Origin of the sequence: Algibacter sp. (genome assembly GCF_039977455.1) — a bacterium.
In the GTDB taxonomy this organism is placed as follows: Bacteria; Bacteroidota; Bacteroidia; order Flavobacteriales; family Flavobacteriaceae; genus Algibacter_B.
Genome location: NZ_JBDWDG010000018.1, coordinates 14,443 through 29,644 on the forward strand (window position 1 = coordinate 14,443; position 15,202 = coordinate 29,644).

The 15,202-nt window shown below is 31.6% G+C and carries 17 protein-coding genes; 6 read left to right on the forward strand and 11 right to left on the reverse strand.

Annotation, left to right across the window (positions count from 1 at the left end; all coding sequences use genetic code 11):
* Positions 1 to 398 precede the first annotated feature (398 nt).
* The 7 genes from ABJM36_RS08025 to ABJM36_RS08055 all read right to left on the reverse strand — a co-directional run bounded on the left by ABJM36_RS08025 (position 399) and on the right by ABJM36_RS08055 (position 6,644).
* Positions 399 to 779 (reverse strand): transcriptional repressor, encoded by a 381-nt coding sequence (locus ABJM36_RS08025; protein WP_348450935.1) that lies wholly within the window; start codon positions 777 to 779, stop codon positions 399 to 401.
* Positions 780 to 975: 196 nt separating this feature from the next.
* Complete coding sequence (locus ABJM36_RS08030; protein ID WP_348450936.1) at positions 976 to 1,821, reverse strand: ion transporter; 846 nt, start codon at positions 1,819 to 1,821, stop codon at positions 976 to 978.
* A gap of 454 nt (positions 1,822 to 2,275) precedes the next feature.
* A complete protein-coding gene (locus tag ABJM36_RS08035; protein WP_348451017.1) occupies positions 2,276 to 3,640 on the reverse strand; it encodes an exonuclease domain-containing protein in 1,365 nt (454 codons plus the stop codon).
* Positions 3,641 to 3,656: 16 nt separating this feature from the next.
* Complete coding sequence (locus ABJM36_RS08040) at positions 3,657 to 4,328, reverse strand: YggS family pyridoxal phosphate-dependent enzyme (protein WP_348450937.1); 672 nt, start codon at positions 4,326 to 4,328, stop codon at positions 3,657 to 3,659.
* Between the two features lie 4 nt (positions 4,329 to 4,332).
* Positions 4,333 to 4,794, reverse strand: a complete 462-nt coding sequence (locus ABJM36_RS08045) for a YcxB family protein (RefSeq protein ID WP_348450938.1) — start codon at positions 4,792 to 4,794, stop codon at positions 4,333 to 4,335.
* On the reverse strand, positions 4,794 to 5,684 hold the full coding sequence (locus ABJM36_RS08050; RefSeq protein WP_348450939.1) for a 3-hydroxybutyryl-CoA dehydrogenase: 891 nt from the start codon (positions 5,682 to 5,684) through the stop codon (positions 4,794 to 4,796). The genes ABJM36_RS08045 and ABJM36_RS08050 overlap by 1 nt, the downstream gene beginning before the upstream one ends.
* On the reverse strand, positions 5,685 to 6,644 hold the full coding sequence (locus ABJM36_RS08055; RefSeq protein ID WP_348450940.1) for a Gfo/Idh/MocA family oxidoreductase: 960 nt from the start codon (positions 6,642 to 6,644) through the stop codon (positions 5,685 to 5,687).
* Positions 6,645 to 6,802: 158 nt separating this feature from the next.
* Between ABJM36_RS08055 and ABJM36_RS08060 the strand changes: the two genes are divergently transcribed.
* Positions 6,803 to 7,444 carry a protein-L-isoaspartate(D-aspartate) O-methyltransferase gene (locus ABJM36_RS08060; RefSeq protein WP_348450941.1) on the forward strand — a complete coding sequence of 214 codons (642 nt, stop codon included), beginning with the start codon at positions 6,803 to 6,805 and terminating at the stop codon, positions 7,442 to 7,444.
* A 20-nt stretch (positions 7,445 to 7,464) separates the two neighbouring features.
* On the opposite strand, the gene ABJM36_RS08065 is transcribed toward ABJM36_RS08060, so the two are convergent.
* From ABJM36_RS08065 to smpB, 3 genes are all read right to left on the reverse strand, one after another.
* The gene (locus ABJM36_RS08065; RefSeq protein ID WP_348450942.1) at positions 7,465 to 8,067 is read right to left on the reverse strand and encodes a methyltransferase domain-containing protein; all 603 of its coding nucleotides are present in this window, start codon (positions 8,065 to 8,067) and stop codon (positions 7,465 to 7,467) included.
* 11 nt (positions 8,068 to 8,078) lie between these two features.
* Positions 8,079 to 8,648: a hypothetical protein gene (locus ABJM36_RS08070; protein ID WP_348450943.1), complete on the reverse strand. Its 570-nt coding sequence runs from the start codon at positions 8,646 to 8,648 to the stop codon at positions 8,079 to 8,081.
* Positions 8,649 to 8,713: 65 nt separating this feature from the next.
* Positions 8,714 to 9,172, reverse strand: a complete 459-nt coding sequence (smpB, locus tag ABJM36_RS08075) for an SsrA-binding protein SmpB (RefSeq protein WP_348450944.1) — start codon at positions 9,170 to 9,172, stop codon at positions 8,714 to 8,716.
* Between the two features lie 98 nt (positions 9,173 to 9,270).
* Here smpB and ABJM36_RS08080 point away from each other — a divergent pair, with 98 nt between their 5' ends.
* Together ABJM36_RS08080 and lpdA are read left to right on the forward strand one after the other, a co-directional pair.
* A complete protein-coding gene (locus tag ABJM36_RS08080) occupies positions 9,271 to 10,866 on the forward strand; it encodes a S41 family peptidase (protein ID WP_348450945.1) in 1,596 nt (531 codons plus the stop codon).
* Positions 10,867 to 10,961: 95 nt separating this feature from the next.
* On the forward strand, positions 10,962 to 12,362 hold the full coding sequence (gene lpdA, locus ABJM36_RS08085; RefSeq protein WP_348450946.1) for a dihydrolipoyl dehydrogenase: 1,401 nt from the start codon (positions 10,962 to 10,964) through the stop codon (positions 12,360 to 12,362).
* Between the two features lie 95 nt (positions 12,363 to 12,457).
* Here the strand turns inward: lpdA and ABJM36_RS08090 are convergent, their stop codons facing one another.
* The gene (locus ABJM36_RS08090; protein ID WP_348450947.1) at positions 12,458 to 13,240 is read right to left on the reverse strand and encodes a S1/P1 nuclease; all 783 of its coding nucleotides are present in this window, start codon (positions 13,238 to 13,240) and stop codon (positions 12,458 to 12,460) included.
* A 277-nt stretch (positions 13,241 to 13,517) separates the two neighbouring features.
* On the opposite strand from ABJM36_RS08090, the gene ABJM36_RS08095 reads away from it, so the two are divergent.
* From ABJM36_RS08095 to ABJM36_RS08105, 3 genes are read left to right on the forward strand one after another with little or no spacing between them, the layout of a single operon-like run.
* Entirely contained in the window at positions 13,518 to 14,093 is a 576-nt protein-coding gene (locus tag ABJM36_RS08095; RefSeq protein WP_348450948.1) for an RNA polymerase sigma factor, read from the forward strand.
* Positions 14,093 to 14,272: a hypothetical protein gene (locus ABJM36_RS08100; protein WP_348450949.1), complete on the forward strand. Its 180-nt coding sequence runs from the start codon at positions 14,093 to 14,095 to the stop codon at positions 14,270 to 14,272. Before ABJM36_RS08095 ends, ABJM36_RS08100 begins: the two co-directional genes overlap by 1 nt.
* A 37-nt stretch (positions 14,273 to 14,309) precedes the next feature.
* Positions 14,310 to 15,137, forward strand: a complete 828-nt coding sequence (locus ABJM36_RS08105) for a mechanosensitive ion channel domain-containing protein (protein WP_348450950.1) — start codon at positions 14,310 to 14,312, stop codon at positions 15,135 to 15,137.
* Positions 15,138 to 15,202: the final 65 nt, after the last annotated feature.

The window sequence follows — 15,202 nt, forward strand, 5'->3', positions numbered from 1 at the left end:
GTTATATTTATTTAGGATTGATGATTTAAAAGGAATATTTGAATTCTAAGAAATACTCATTAATTCTGAACAATGAAATGGATCAATTTTTTTTAACCATCACTTAAATGCAACTGAAGGGCAGTAAAAGGGTTTATTTTAAATTTGCCAGAATTTATAAAATATAAAATATTAAAAAATTTAAATTAAACGCTGGTATTAAGTATTTTTTTAGGCTGTAAAATGAAGACGCAGATAAATTAACTTCCTAAGCACAAATAGTCGAAAATGAAATTATGGTGTACACTCTATAATTACTTAACCTTCCTTTTCTAATGGCTTATCTTAACCGCGTTTGTCTCTAGATGAATACATTGAAATTTCAACAGCTTTTTATCAGATTGATAATATAGCCTATATCAATTACAACACGATTCACAATTGCCTTGAATCAAAATTTGAGAGATTTCCACTTGTCTATTAGGAATGTTAGGTAAATTAACTTTAATTTCTAAACAATCAACCTTACCACAATTTAAACACTGAAAATGTGGATGGGTATCAAAATGTTTTGAATGGGTACAAGAATTACATTTTGCATACCATTTAATTCCGTTTTTACCCAAAAAAGAATGTAATACTCCGTCATCTTCTAGCTTTTCTAATACACGATAAACAGTGGTTTTATTAAGCTTTAAATTAAGACGTTTTATTAATTCAATAGCAGAAATAGCTTCAACAGTATTCTTAAATTCGGCCAGTAAAATTTCAATAGATTGTGTTTTTCTAATAATTCCCATAAAACAAATTTATCACAACTTAGCTGAAATTACAAATTACATATTTGTCTTTCTGCTATAAATGCGGGCTTATAATAAGTAAGAATAATTATTTCTTACGTAATTTCCTAGGTTGACTTTTTTTTCAAAGCTATTCCTTCTGTTTGGTTTATTTTGTAGAAGTCTTTTTTAAAAGTATTTAATGAGGTTGTAAATATTAGACTATTTCTGCACCACATACATAGCAATATTTTGCTTCGCTACGTACATCGCTTGTTTTACATGTTTTACAGGTTTTAGTGGCTATAACAATTTCTTTCTCTTCTTTCTTTTCTAATTTTTTTTGAGAAGCAAACTCAGCACTAACAATTCCGGTAGGTACAGCTATAATACCGTAACCTATTATCATGATTAAAGAGGCAAGAAATTGTCCTATTGGTGTCACAGGTGCAATATCGCCATAACCTACTGTAGTAAGTGTAACGATGGCCCAATAAACACTTCGTGGAATACTTGTAAACCCACTGCCTTGGTCGCCTTCAATAAGATACATGACGGTACCAAGAATAACACAAATAACAACTACAAAAGAAACAAAAACAGCAATTTTGACCCTACTCGCACGTAAGGCTTTCAAAATATTATTGGATTCGCCCATAAAACGAGCTAGTTTTAAAATTCTAAAAATACGCAATAATCGTAAGGCTCTTAATGCGACTAAAGAGTGGGAACCCACTAAAAAAAATGATAAATATTTTGGAATGGTAGAAAGTAAATCGATAATGCCATAAAAGCTGAATATATATTTTTTAGGACTAGAGTTGGTAATAATTCTTAAAATATATTCTATGGTAAAAAGAATGGTAATTATCCATTCGGCAATGTTTAGGAAATTGTGGTATTTGGCATCAATAGTGTGAACACTTTCTAACATTACCAGAATAATACTAGCAAGTATAACGACTAGAAGTACAAGGTCGAACAATTTACCAGCCGGAGTATCCGAGTGATAAATTATTTTATACATTCTAGCTTTCCAATGTTTATCGACTAACTTTTTCATGATATCAAATGTAGCAAAAAGTTAAGTTACTTTTTCGTAGTAGTTTAATTGGTTTTTTTTAATAGAATGATTGTATTTTTTTGAATATCGACCACCTTGCTCATAAAATCTTTTAAATACGGGTAATAATCGACCTCGGAAATTGGTATAAAAATCAATTTTAAAAAAGAAATTTATAGTATAACCAACGCCATCTAAGTTTTATGTGGTTTGATAAAACACGCTTGATGGTTTACTTTAATTATTGCTTCTGTTCTAGGGTCGTATTTATTTTTATCAACATAACATTTTTCTTGTTGGTGTGTGACTACAAGGTTAATCGAAAATTTTTTTCAAAAGTTTTGCTTTCTAAGTCACCAAGGGTTACTATAAAAGATTCAGAATTGTAATTTTCTTGGGCTATCGAGGTTATACTAATAAGAAGCGTAATTAGTAATGTAAATTTGGACATATTTTAATCTAAGGAAAGAATTTTTAAACGTTTATTTTTTCTCAAGTAATTTTGAATAATATGCTGTGCATCTTTATTATTTTCCATTGGTGTAATAATAGATTCTAATACCTTAGGATTATTTATTTGATAATTTAAATTGAAAAAACCAATGCCTTTAAAAACGCCATTTTCTATTAAAATGGCACTACGTTCGTCAACCTCTCGACCTCTATCAACTATAACCATATTTTTGTTTGAATAGCTATTTTTTTCAATTAAAGCCTCCACACGTTTGTTATAGGATTCTGGTGTTTCTTTTTGAATACATGCGCCTTCACAAGCTTTTATATCGTAGCCAAAACAGGTTGTTTTTGTTTTATATAATCCAGAAAGTTTTTGGCATAACTTATATTCGTCCACAGCTTTAGTTATAAAGCTTTTTCCGCTTTCTCGATTACTAAATGTTGTAATTGCTTTTTTACGGCCATCGGCAACATCAATTTTTAGGTTTAGATAGCCAAAATCATCTTTAAAAACATATAGAGCATGAGTAAATGTAGAGCGACGCAAAGCTCTGTTGTGTAGTGGTTTATTCTTTTTTATTTCCTCACTTTCTTTAAGTAAAGCCACCAATTCGCTTCCCGTAGCTTCATAAGTTACTGAAGCTACTTTAGATTGTAATTTTTTCGATTTTGAGTTAGTACCTGTAAAGTGTTGATTAATACGTTTTTTTATATTGTTACTCTTGCCAATATAAATGATGCCGCCATCAGATTTATGAATGTAATAAACTCCTGTTATGGATGGTAAACTTTCAATAATATCTAAATGTCTTGGCTCTATTTTTCGTTTAGCACTAAGCTTTACAGACTTTTGAATAATAGTTTTGGTAGTGTCTTTAGCTAATAATAATTTAAAAAGTTTTACGGTTGCTAAAGCATCACCCGAAGCCCGATGTCTATCGGTTACAGGAATGCCTAATGAACGCACCAACTTTCCTAAGCTGTAGGAGTCTTGTTCTGGAATTAAATCTTTTGATAGCTCTACGGTGCATAAAGTTTTACGTTCGTATTCGAAACCTAAACGTCTAAATTCTGTACTTAAAATACGATAATCAAATTGGGCGTTGTGCGCCACAAGAATACAGTCTTGAGTAATTTCTACTATACGCTTAGCAACTTCATAGAATTTTGGTGCATTACGCAGCATATTACTATTAATACCTGTTAGTTTTACTACAAAAGGTTGAATATCGCGTTCTGGGTTTACAAGACTTATAAATTGATCCACTACTTCATGGCCATCAAATTTATAAATAGCAATTTCAGTTATACCTTCTTCATTAAATTTACCTCCGGTGGTTTCTATGTCTAGTATTGCGTAAATAGTATACCGTTATTTTTTAATTCGTATAATTTCGTGAACCAAATATACTACTTCCTACTCGAATCATTGTACTTCCAGCTGCAATTGCTAAAGGAAAATCGCCACTCATCCCCATACTAATAGTTTTTAAGCTACAATGTTCGGTTTGTAAGGCTTTTAAAGCATCGAAAGCAAATTTTAATCGATTGAATTCATTTGTTATTTGGTTTTCATCATCAGTAAAAGTAGCCATTCCCATGACACCAATAACATTAATATGTTTTAATTCTGAAAATTTTTCAGATTGAATAATTTCTGAGGCCTCTTCAAAAGACATTCCAAATTTAGAGTCTTCTGATGCTATTTTGAGTTGCAACAGACAATCTATAACCCGATTATTTTTTTTGGCTTGTTTGTTTATTTCTTTTAGTAATTTAAAGTTATCTACACCATGAATTAAACCTACAAATTCGGCCATATATTTAACCTTATTTCTTTGCACGTGACCAATCATATGCCATTCAATATCTTTTGGCATTTCTTGATACTTTTCTACCATTTCTTGGATTTTATTCTCTCCAAAAATACGTTGCCCTGCGTTATATGCTTCAAGTAAATCGTTTACAGGTTTTGTTTTTGAAACAGCCACTAAGGTTACATGCTCTGGAAGTTTAGATTTTATGTTATTTAGGTTTTCTTTAATACTCATGTTTCTATAATTTCTGTTTTATTAATTTAGAAAAAGTCTCTAAATCATTAATATTATGAAAAATATTTTTTGGGATGTAGATAAACTGGCCTTTAGAAAGATAAATTAACCAATAGTTGTTATTTGAAATTACTTTTTGGATACTATTCGGTATTATTTTGGACTCATTACCCTCTCTTTTAAAAAACATATAATCATTATTAAATGATAATTTAGTTTTATAAAATATTGGTTTATGGTCTTTTAAACCAGCCCAAAAATAGAGATAAACAGATATTATGAAAGGGTATGAAAAAGAAAAAAGAATAAAAAAAGTACTAAAACTATCTTTACCAAACTTTGGTAAATTTAAAATTGCAATTATTAGCATGATAAGATAAAGCCACCATGATTTTTTAAAGCGAGTTAGCAAAACAATTTTATAATATTTCTCTTTAGATAATGAAAATTCCCTGGTTTCAATCATTACTTTAAAAACTGTTTCGAAACCTTTTCTGCTTTTCTGCTTTTAGAATAATCATAAAAACCTTCACCAGATTTCACCCCTAATTTACCTGCTTGCACCATATTAACTAATAAAGGGCATGGGGCGTATTTAGGGTTTTTAAAGCCATCATACATAACATTTAAAATAGATAAACATACATCTAAACCAATAAAATCGGCAAGTTGTAATGGTCCCATAGGGTGTGCCATGCCTAACTTCATTACGGTATCAATTTCATAAACACCAGCAACGCCATTGTAAAGCGTTTCAATAGATTCGTTAATCATTGGCATTAAAATGCGATTGGCTACAAATCCAGGATAATCATTAACTTCTACAGGGTCTTTTTCTAATGTTTTAGAAAGTTTCATGATGGTTTTAGTTACAGCTTCGCTTGTGTTGTATCCTCGAATTATTTCAACCAATTTCATGATTGGAACAGGATTCATAAAGTGCATACCAATGACTTTTTCTGGTCTTGATGTTGCTGCTGCAATTTGGGTTATGGATATGGAAGAGGTATTGGTAGCTAGAATTGTAGATTTTGAGCAAACGTCATTTAAAGTTTTAAATATTTTAAGTTTCAAATCTAAATTTTCGGTCGCAGCTTCAACAACTAAATCGGTATTTTCAACACCTTCTTTAATGGTTGTAAACGTCCTGATATTAGCCAAAGTTTGACTTTTAATAGTCTCGGTAATTTTTTCTTTAGCAATTAATCGGTCTAAGTTTTTAGTTATAGTTTCTATGCCGCTATGTAATGAAGTTTCATTAATATCAACCAAATGAACTTTAAACCCGCTTTGGGCAAAAGTATGAGCAATACCATTTCCCATTGTGCCTGCACCAATTACTGCTACTTTTTTCATTTAAAAGGCATTTATTATTTGTGTAGCTACTCGTAGCGCTTCGGTTCCATCATGTAAGGAAACCACAGGTGTGGTGTTATTGTTTATGGAGTCGGCAAAGGTTTCTAATTCATCTAGAATAGAATTATTATCAGGTACCGATGGGTTATCAAAATAAATTTGCTTTTTAATGCCTTCGGCATTTTGTAAAATCATATCGAAATCACCAGGGTTTTCCGGAGCATCTTTCATCTTTACAATTTCACATTTTTTAGTTAGGAAATCCACAGAGATGTAAGCATCTTTTTGAAAGAATCGTGCCTTACGCATTTTTTTAAGAGAAATTCTACTTGCTGTTAAGTTGGCAACGCATCCGTTTTCGAACTCTAAACGTGCATTGGCAATATCAGGAGTGTCACTAATAACTGAAACGCCACTTGCAGAAATATGTTTTACTTTAGATTTTACAACACTAAGTATAATATCAATATCATGAATCATTAAATCTAAAACCACAGGAACATCGGTACCTCTAGGGTTAAATTCTGCTAATCGATGCGTTTCGATAAACATAGGAGAATTAATTTCATCTTTAACCGCAAGGTATGCAGGGTTAAAACGTTCAACATGGCCCACTTGTCCTCGTAGGTTATGTTCTGCCAATAGTTCTCTAATGTGTTCTGCTTCTTCAACAGTATTAGTTATAGGCTTTTCAATAAAAACATGTTTTCTTTTTGCAATCGCTTGTTTGGCACAATCGTAATGGGATAAAGTTGGTGTAACAATGTCTACCATATCAACAGCATCAATAAGCGCATCAATAGAGTTAAAAAATTTATACCCAAATTCGGCTTCTACTTTTTTACCGTTAGCTTCATCTGCATCATAGAAGCCTACAAGATTGTACTTTTCAGATTGCTTAAGAAGTCTTAAATGAATTTTTCCTAGGTGACCAGCACCAAGAACTCCAGCTTTTAGCATAATTTTTATGTTTTCAACAAAAATAAGATAATTAAAAGATGAAGGTAGGAAATTAATCTAAAAAAATTCCCGTATAAGCGGTGAAAAATAAAATCTGAATAAATAGTTTTTAGCTTAAAAATGTTTGACTAATTTTAGCCAACTAAACCGCACCAACATTGAAAGACACATTTAGGCATCAAGGATTAAGACAGCAGCTAGTTAAAATATTAGAAAACAAAGGTATAACTGATACTCGTGTTTTAAGGGCTATTGGTAAAATACCAAGACATTTGTTTATGGATTCTAGCTTTTTAGACCATGCTTATCAAGATAAGGCGTTTCCTATTGGTGCAGACCAAACCATTTCTCAACCTTATACAGTTGCTTTTCAGTCGGAATTATTAAAAATTAAACCGGGTGATAAAATTTTAGAAATTGGTACTGGTAGTGGTTATCAAACCGCCGTACTATGCGAATTAGGGGCTAAAGTGTATAGCATTGAGCGCCAAAACGAACTATTTAAAAAAACCAGTAAGTTTCTGCCAAAATTAGGTTATCGCCCAAAGAAATTGATTTTTGGTGATGGTTATATAGGATTAGAAGATGAAGCACCTTATGATGGTGTTATAGTAACAGCAGGAGCACCTTTTGTTCCAAAACCTTTATTAAGTCAGTTAAAAATAGGAGGAAGGCTTGTTATTCCTGTTGGCGATGATGTGCAAATCATGAATATGTTTACTAGAAAAGGCCCAAAAGAATTTGAGCAAGAAGAATTTGGTGAGTTTAGGTTTGTGCCTTTATTGGAGGATAAAAATTAATAAGTTTAAATTTTGAAACCTTATTTTTTCTGAAAAACACCAAATAACTCGTTGCCTTGTCGTGGTGCAATGGAATTATAACAGTTTTGGAAAGAAATAATATTGAAATAAGGCTTGAAATAGCCTAAATACTCTTGTTTAGAACCACCAAAAGGACGTTTTTCCATATCGCCTGTTAAGGGCATTGTAAACCACAGACCAACTAGTTTGCCATTTGAATTTAGTAAATCGTGCATTTTAGAGGCGTATTGTTGTCTATTATCAGCCGTTGGAGGGAAGGAGCAGAAAAAGGTTTGTTCCAAAATTAAATCGTAAGTGTCGTTATGGCTAAACAAGTCACCTTGAATGATGTGATCTATAGGGAATTGTGGAATGCGTTTTTTTAAAGCGTTTAGTGGTTCTTTAACTATATCTAAAACAAAAACATTCTTAAAACCTTTATTAAATAGATATTCGGCCTCGTAAGCATGCCCTGCACCAGGAATTAAAATTTTTAAATCCTTGTTTTCTAATTGATCAATATAGGCTTTTAAGGGTATCGAAGGTTCGCCAATATCCCAACCTGTTTGATTGTCTAAATAGCGTTGCGTCCAAAATGTTTTTTCGGATTTAGAATTATGCATATTACACGTTTTTAGTGCAAGTAGGTTTCCGGAATAGGGTGTTTTTTAGATTCTTGAGACCAATACACGTTAATAATCCACCAACGTTCGCCATCATTTAGCAATTGAATACTATTTATGCCTCTCATAAAAGGTGTTTCATCGGTTGTCCTCCTAAAGCATTCGTAAGTACTAAAAACGTGAGCAATATTACCGAAGGTATCCACTTTTCTATGAATCTCTTTTTCTATAAAACCATTTTTAACCAACCAATTTCCTGAGCTTTTTATATAATCTTCAGGAGACATAAAAACCACTTTTAAGTTACCGTCTAAATCTTTTCCCGATGGTATTAATTTTGCATCCGGTTTAAATAAAAATTTGAATTGCTCCCAATTTCTTTTTTGATCTTTTTCACCAGATATAACTTTGTACAAGGTTTTTATGGTGCTATCTAAGGTTAAAACAGACGTACTATCTACAGTGAACTTAACAGTTTCTTTACCTGATTGTTCGCCTTTATTGTGCTTCTTAGGTTTATCTTGAGCTTGAAGGTTTAAGGATAAAACACTTACTAATACAAGAATAAATATCTTTTTCATATTGAAAATTTAAGATTGAAAATTACTAAAAATTAAATATTTAAAGCGTTAAAAAATGTATAATACTATTTGTAAGCTTTCTTTATTCTATCTAGATCACGCTTATTATCTCTGTCCTTAATAGTTTCGCGTTTGTCAAATAATTTTTTACCCTTAGCCAATGCAATATCTAATTTTGCATAACCTTTATCGTTAATAAAAAGGCGCAATGGAATAATAGTTAATCCAGTATTTTGTACTTCCTTATTTAACTTTTTAAGCTCCCTTTTATTTAACAGAAGTTTTCTTGTGGCTTTTGGTTTATGGTTGTAGTAATTACCAAATGCATATTCTTGAATGGTCATATTTACCACAAAAAGTTCACCGTTTTCACTAAACTCACAAAAACTTTCGGCTATAGATGCCTTACTACTTCTTATGGATTTTATTTCGGTACCCGTTAGTACAATGCCAGCGGTGTATTTATCTAAAATTTCGTAAAGAAAGCGCGCTTTCTTATTTTTTATGTTTATGTTTTTCTGCATGCCGTACAAAATTACAGAATTTCATTCGAATTTATATAAAAGTTAAACAAACATTAATGCATTAAAAATATTTATCTAGAAGCACTAATTTAGCACACATGAAAAAATTGCTTTTTACCTTAGGGCTATTGGTTTTTTTTGTGTCGTGTAAAAGTGTCGAAAAATATAATGCACAAATTACAAAGCTTCATGCTGTTGAAGATTTACATCAAGATATCGATAAGGTTTATGGGCAATTAAAACGCCATCACCCTAAGTTATATCAATACACACCAAAAGCGGTTTTAGATTTTAAGTTTGATAGTTTAAAGCAAACCATAAAGCTTCCTATGGATTCTAGGATGTTTTATAAACAATTAGCACCTGTAGTGGCCCAGGTAAAACAAGGTCATGTATCGGTTAGCTCTGTAGCAAAACGTTTTACCAGACTAGAATTAAAAGCCTTAAAAAAGAAAAAATTTGAATTCTACGATTTAGATGTAAACTATCTGGATGGTAAGCTTTGGGTTAAAAATTATAAGGGTAAAGACTCCTCTTTGGTTGGGAATGAAATTGTTAGTATAAATGATGAATCGGCTTCAAAATTAGCCGAATTATATAAAACACGTTTTGCTTCCGATGGCTACAATAGGACACTTCACAACCGTTATGTATCCAAGTTGTTTTCATTGTTTTATTATCGAGATAAAGGGTTTTTAGATAGTTTAAAAGTAACTTTTAAAGCTAAAGATTCATTGTTTTCAAAAACATTAAGACGCATTGATAAAAATCCTAAAAAGAATAAAAAGGAGTTAGATAGCGCTACTGCGGAAAAATTAAAGCCTAAAAAACTTACAGTTACTGAGAAGAAAGCTACAAGGAAAGCTAAGAAACAGTTTAGAAAAGATAAAAGAAATTTAGGGTATATACCAAAAGATAAAAAAATTACTAGAAATTTTAAGTACATCGGAAAGGATAGTGCAGTAGCTTACATGAAATTAAGAAGTTTTACTAACGGTAATTTTAAGCGGTTTTATAAAGAAAGTTTTGCAAAAATAAACGCTAATAACACCAAACACCTTATTCTCGATTTAAGAGATAATGGTGGAGGAAGAATAGCCGAAATAGATTATTTATACGGCTTTTTAGCTAATAAACCTTATCAATTTATAAAAGAAAGTGAGGTTACTAGTAGGACACCGTTTATAAAGTCGTTTATGAGTAATACCACGCCAAATAGTATTAAAATAATTGGAGCGTTGTTTTATCCCATAGTTGCTACTCATAATATATTAAAAACAAGGAAGGAAAGCGACACGATTTATTTTAAGTTTAAAAAGCATACTAAGGTAAAGGCGCCAAATGAATTAGTATATTCAGGTAAATTATATGTTTTAATTAACGGTAATTCTTTTTCGGCATCTGCATTACTCTCTACACATTTAAAAGCGACAAAACGCGCCACTTTTGTGGGCGAAGAAACTGGCGGTGCTTTTAATGGTACTGTTGCAGGAGTTTTTAAAATTTATAAATTACCTGTATCTCAAATTAAAGTGAGTATGGGCTTAATGCAAATAGAAGCGCCACAAAAACAAAATCCAGATGGTTTTGGTATTAAACCAGATGTCGAGGTATTACCTAACTTAATTGATATTCAATCAGGTATTGATACGGAGTTGGAGTGGATTCTTAATGATATTTATAATTTAGATTAATTTCCTCAAAAAAACTGTTAATCCATTAATTACCTTGAATCTAAATTCGTATTTTTGATTTTCGATTTATAAATAGAAAATCTCAAAATTATTATATGAATTCATACGATGTAGCCATTATTGGTTCTGGACCCGGAGGATATGTTGCAGCCATACGTTGCGCACAATTAGGCATGAAAACTGCCATTATAGAAAAATACTCAACATTAGGAGGCACGTGTTTAAATGTAGGTTGTATACCAAGTAAAGCACTTTTAGATTCTTCACACCATTATGACGATGCCGTAAAGCATTTCGAAGAGCATGGTATTGAAATTCCTGGTGAGGTAAAAGTGAATTTAGAGAAAATGATTGCTCGTAAACAAGCTGTTGTAGACCAAACTACTGGAGGTATTGATTTTTTAATGAAGAAAAACAATATTGATGTGTACCAAGGTTTAGGAAGCTTTAAAGATGCCACTCATATTACTATTTCTGGAGAAGAAACTAATGAAATTGAAGCAAAAAATACCATTATAGCTACAGGTAGTAAACCATCAAGCTTACCATTTATTAATATTGACAAAGAGCGTATTATTACTTCAACTGAAGCTTTAAAACTTAAAGAAATCCCTAAACATTTAATTGTTATAGGTGGTGGCGTTATTGGTTTAGAGTTAGGTCAGGTTTACCGTCGTTTAGGAGCAGAAGTTACTGTTGTTGAATATATGGATAGAATTATTCCAACAATGGATGCTGGTTTATCTAAAGAGTTAAACAAGGTATTCAAAAAAGCGAAATTTAAAATGCAGGTTTCTCATAAAGTGAAATCGGTGGAGCGTGTTGGTGATGAGGTTGTTGTAAAAGCCGATAACAAAAAAGGAGAAGAAGTTGAGTTTAAAGGCGATTACTGTTTAGTATCTGTTGGTCGTAAACCTTATACAGATGGGTTAAATACAGAAGCTGCAGGGGTTAAATTAGACGAAAGAGGTCGCGTGGAAGTAAATGCTCATTTACAAACTTCGGCATCAAATATATATGCTATTGGCGATGTTGTAAAAGGTGCCATGTTAGCACATAAGGCAGAAGAAGAAGGTGTGTTTGTTGCAGAAACTTTAGCGGGTCAAAAACCTCATATCGATTATAACTTAATTCCAGGTGTAGTTTACACATGGCCAGAAGTTGCTGCAGTTGGTAAAACAGAAGAGCAACTTAAAGAAGAAGGAGTGGCTTATAAAACAGGGTCTTTTCCAATGCGTGCTTTAGGAAGAAGTAGAGCAAGCATGGATTTAGATGGTTTTGTAAAAATTCTTGCAGATAAAACTACCGATGAAATTTTAGGTGTACATATGATTGGAGCTCGTGCTGCAGATATGATTGCCGAAGCTGTTGTTGCTATGGAATATAGAGCGTCTGCCGAAGATGTTTCTCGTATGTCTCATGCACATCCAACATTTACAGAGGCTATTAAAGAAGCGGCTTTAGCTGCAACTGAAGATAGAGCTTTACATATATAATTAATTTCGGCCAAGGCAGGAATTTCAGAATAAAAAATGCTGTATTGATACGTTCAATACAGCATTTTTTATTTTATAAATGTATGTATAGACTACTAAAACAAATCATTTAAAACCTTAGCCAATCGAATTCCAGCAATTTGTAACTGACTTCTAACGGTGTTAAAGTTTTTGTAAGAGTAACGGTATTTTAAATTGTCACCAGGTTGTGCAGAAGCATATACTTTTTTAGTAAGTTCATGCGTTTCGTTTACCCAATCAATTACAGTACCTTCTTGTATGGCTTTTACTTGTTTTTTAGTTAAGACATCAGCGTTTTCAGCAAGTTCATTATAACTCATATTAAAATTCTCAATCATTTCAGAATCCCAAATACGATGTAAATTTGAATCTTTATAAAACCATTGTACCTTAAAATCGTTACCGCCTTTATCTTCCTGTAGGCCCACGTGCATCGGTTGGTGTAAATCGCCCACCAAATGAATTAAAAGTTTTAGGTAAAACGCTTTATCATCATCCGATGCATTTTTATCGCTTATAATCTTTTTGCAATATGCAATACCTGTAACTAAATCACCTTTAGGGTTTACTTTAGAGTCTTCATAGTTTTCTTCATGAGACATATTAATAAAGTGCCAAGTATAAAACTCATTGTAGCGCTTATCCGATTTTATTTCGTCGGCAAATGTAGATACAAAGGCTAACGACTTTCTTTTTAAAAGGCGTTTAACTTGTCGTTTTGTTTTTCCACATAAATAATCGTCGGCTATTTTTCCAACAACACGATGGCCAGTGGCTCCCCAAAAATCATCATAAGCATGACTTTTAAATGGTAAAACAAAAAAAGTAATAATTAAGCAGCTGTAAAAGAATTTCATAAATATAGTTTTTAAGCAAATTTAGGAATAACAGCAATAAGTATTGTATATAAAATTAGCCTTAACAAAAGTTTAATTTCTTATAGTTTTATGTTTTTTATGAATACAAAATACTTTTAGGTAAACACTGAATTTTAAAAGTATAAAAATTCAAACAATTAAAACTTTCGACCACGAGTTAATCTGTAAATGCTTTTAGAATTATTAATGTTTTTTGTGACTCTTTGTAAAAGGTTGTGTCTTAATCTTTATAACAACTAAATAGCGAAAGCTAATTTTGAAAACCCTTAACAACATTAATAAGATATCTGACGAGGATTTGGTGGAAGCCATCGTGAAAACAAACAACACCTTGCTTTTTGAAACCTTGTACGATAGGTATGCTTCATTAGTGTATAATAAATGTTATGGGTTTGCAAAGGATAGCGATGAAGCTAAAGATTTAACTCAAGATATATTTTTAAAGCTCTTTGTTAAATTGGCTAGTTTTAAAGGAAAGTCTAAATTCTCAACCTGGCTTTATGCCTTTTCATATAATCACTGTGTAAATTATGTAACTAGAAATACCGCTAAGAAATTTGAAAAACATTCGGTTGATTATAAAGATATAGAAAACCTTTCAGAAGATCAGGAAGACGATAGTAGTTTTCTTAGTATGAAGGTTGATAAATTGAAAGTGGCTTTAGAATTAATTTCTCCGGAAGAGAAAATGATTTTATTGATGAAGTACCAAGATAATCTTTCTATAAAGGAAATTGTAAATGCTATGGATATTGGAGCAAGCGCTGTTAAAATGAGAATTAAACGTGCTAAGGACAAGCTTATAGTTGTGTATAACGAAAACGAAAAATAATGGAAGATCCATTCAAACTAATAAATCAGCCGCTTAAAGAAGTGCCTCCGGAACTTAAAACAAAGGTTATGAGTGATATTGCTATGGCAAAACTTATAATGGATTTGGCTACTTTGTTTTCTTATAATATAGGAGATGTTATAGAAACTGTAATAAAAAATAGAAGTTCTAATAATTAAATAATACCAATATAACCCTAACAAAAAATAACTAATTATGGATAAAGCAACACAATGGAAAGAAATGGCCATGGAATCCTTAACGACGATGTGGCTTGAAATTTCAAAGATTTTTCCCAATATAATAGGAACAATTATTGTCCTGGTATTTGGATGGCTCTTAACAAAATTGATTGTAAAAATTATAAAGAAGGCCTTAAAGCTTGCTAAAGCAGAAAAGTTAGACGATGCAATTAATGAAATTGAAATTTTTGAAGGTAAAAAACTAAACTTTAACACCATAAAAGTGGTGTCAAGTTTTGTAAAATGGGTCATGTATATCATGTTGTTTATTATGGCATCTGATATTATGAATCTAACCATGATTTCAGAACAGATTAGTAATTTATTAGGCTTATTACCACAATTATTCGCAGCTTTAGTAATCTTTACCGTTGGACTCTTATTAGCAAACCTTATTAAAAAAGGTTTAAAGTCGTTTTTTGAGTCCATGGATTTGTCGGGTGCCAAATTAATTAGTCAGGTGGTCTTTTTCATCATTTTAATTTTTGTGTCTATCACGGCATTAAATCAAGCAGGTATCGATACAGAAATCATAACAAGCAATTTAACTATGATTTTGGCGGCCTTTTTATTAGCCTTCGCTTTAGCCTTAGGTTTTGGTGCACAAAAAGTGGTAGCCGATTTATTAAGAACGTTTTATACAAGAAAAACATACGAGTTAGGCCAAACGATAGAATTCAATAATTTAAAAGGAAAGATTGAGTCTATAGATGGTATTACCGTAACTATTAAAACAGAAAATGGAAAATTAATAGTACCAATTAAAGATATTGTAGAGAGTCAAGTAAGTATACAGAATTAGCTTTAAGTTAGGGTTAAAATTTGGTTGGTTACTTTTTTGTAAACCGAAAAACTCTCTACTTTTTT